This window comes from Marinobacterium profundum (assembly GCF_001528745.1).
Classification (GTDB): domain Bacteria; phylum Pseudomonadota; class Gammaproteobacteria; order Pseudomonadales; family Balneatricaceae; genus Marinobacterium_A; species Marinobacterium_A profundum.
This window is the reverse complement of record NZ_BCNS01000092.1, coordinates 1-1347: the sequence shown is the minus strand read 5'-3', so window position 1 is coordinate 1347 and position 1347 is coordinate 1. Positions and strand designations below refer to the sequence as shown.

General features: G+C 57.5%; 2 protein-coding genes. Both read right to left on the bottom strand.

Annotated elements, in window-relative coordinates; translation table 11 throughout:
- Positions 1-190 precede the first annotated feature (190 nt).
- Positions 191-466, bottom strand: a complete 276-nt coding sequence (locus MPRO_RS07115; RefSeq protein WP_067289487.1) for an Lpp/OprI family alanine-zipper lipoprotein — start codon at positions 464-466, stop codon at positions 191-193.
- Between the two features lie 99 nt (positions 467-565).
- A complete protein-coding gene (locus tag MPRO_RS07110; protein WP_216821260.1) occupies positions 566-1030 on the bottom strand; it encodes a L,D-transpeptidase family protein in 465 nt (154 codons plus the stop codon).
- Between the last annotated feature and the right edge of the window lie 317 nt (positions 1031-1347).

Genomic DNA, 1347 nt, shown 5'->3' with positions numbered 1-1347 from the left:
GGCTGTTTTTTGTGCTGTTTTGCGTTAAATGGAACCACTATTCGCCTTAAAACACCGCAAAAACCCGCTCAAATCAGTCGGCTCTCGCTACGGCCAGCATTCTAGCTGCCGTTCGCCCTGAACATATACGGGGAAGGCATTTTCGTGCCTTCCCCGTTCTGCTGCTGTTGCGGTGAGCTCTACTCAGGTGCTATTTCATCATCGACTTCTGGAACATGCGGTTGATTTTTTCCTCGGTCGCCATGCTGCGGGCATTGGCTTCTGCGGCCATGGCCCTGGCTTCATTGGCCACCCTAAGCGCGTCATCGGCGGTCGCCCTGGCGCTGTCTGCGGTCGACTGAGTACGCTGCATTTCCTGCTCGTGCATCTGCTTCATGCTGTGCATGTCGCCGGAGCTGGCGCAGCCAAAAGACAGTGCAGCAAAGGCGACGAGGGCAGATACTTTCAATACATCACGGGGCCTCATTTGAGATACTCCTGCATCACGGGGAAGGCTAGCAACCTAAGGGGTTGCATGCTCAGCATAGACCAGTGCACCACAAGCAGTTACCCACAGGTTCGTACACTAGCGGATTTCCACCCGGGTGCCTGCTTCAACCCACTTAACCAAACGGCGCATCTCGGCATCGGTCAGGGCGACACAGCCATTGGTCCAGTTAAACAGCCCGTGGACATCGGGATTACCTGCACCCAGGCCATGGATACCGATCTGCCCGCCCAGGGGCGTATCCTGCGGTGGCGTGCGCCCGGCATCCAGCGCGGCGACTATACGCCCGTAAGTTTGGCTGTCGATTCGCCCGTCCTGCAGCGCCCGCTCTGCATAATCCCGATTGGGGTAATCCAGGCCGATAAAGAGTCCGAAACGACTCTGACTGTTAAACCAGCCCACCCGAAAGCTGCCCAGCGGCGTCTTGTCATCGCCGCGCCGCTGTTTCAGCCCGGCGCCTGCCACACCCAGGGCGACGCGATCAAAGCGATCCAGCACCGTTTCGCCATCCAGCACCTGCAACGTCTGGGCTTTAGTATCCACCTGTACCCACACCTGCGCTTCAGCGCTGCTGCTCAGCCAGCTCCCAAGCAAGGTTACCGCCAGCCATCGCCGGCCCAACACGCCAATATTCACCGTCGCCTCCCGGGCGCTGCCAGCCTGCTGCAGGTCTGGTTAGACCAGCATAGCAGCCTGTCGGACTTACCACTGATCTACTGCGGAAAAGCCGATTTTGGGAATTATTCGCGCTCTTTTTTACTCGTCGCAGGCTCCTCGGTCTGCGACCCCGCTAAAGCGGTTCTTTCCACTTCGTTTCAAGTGTTAAATAGAACCACTATTCGTCTCAAAAGAGCTCAAAA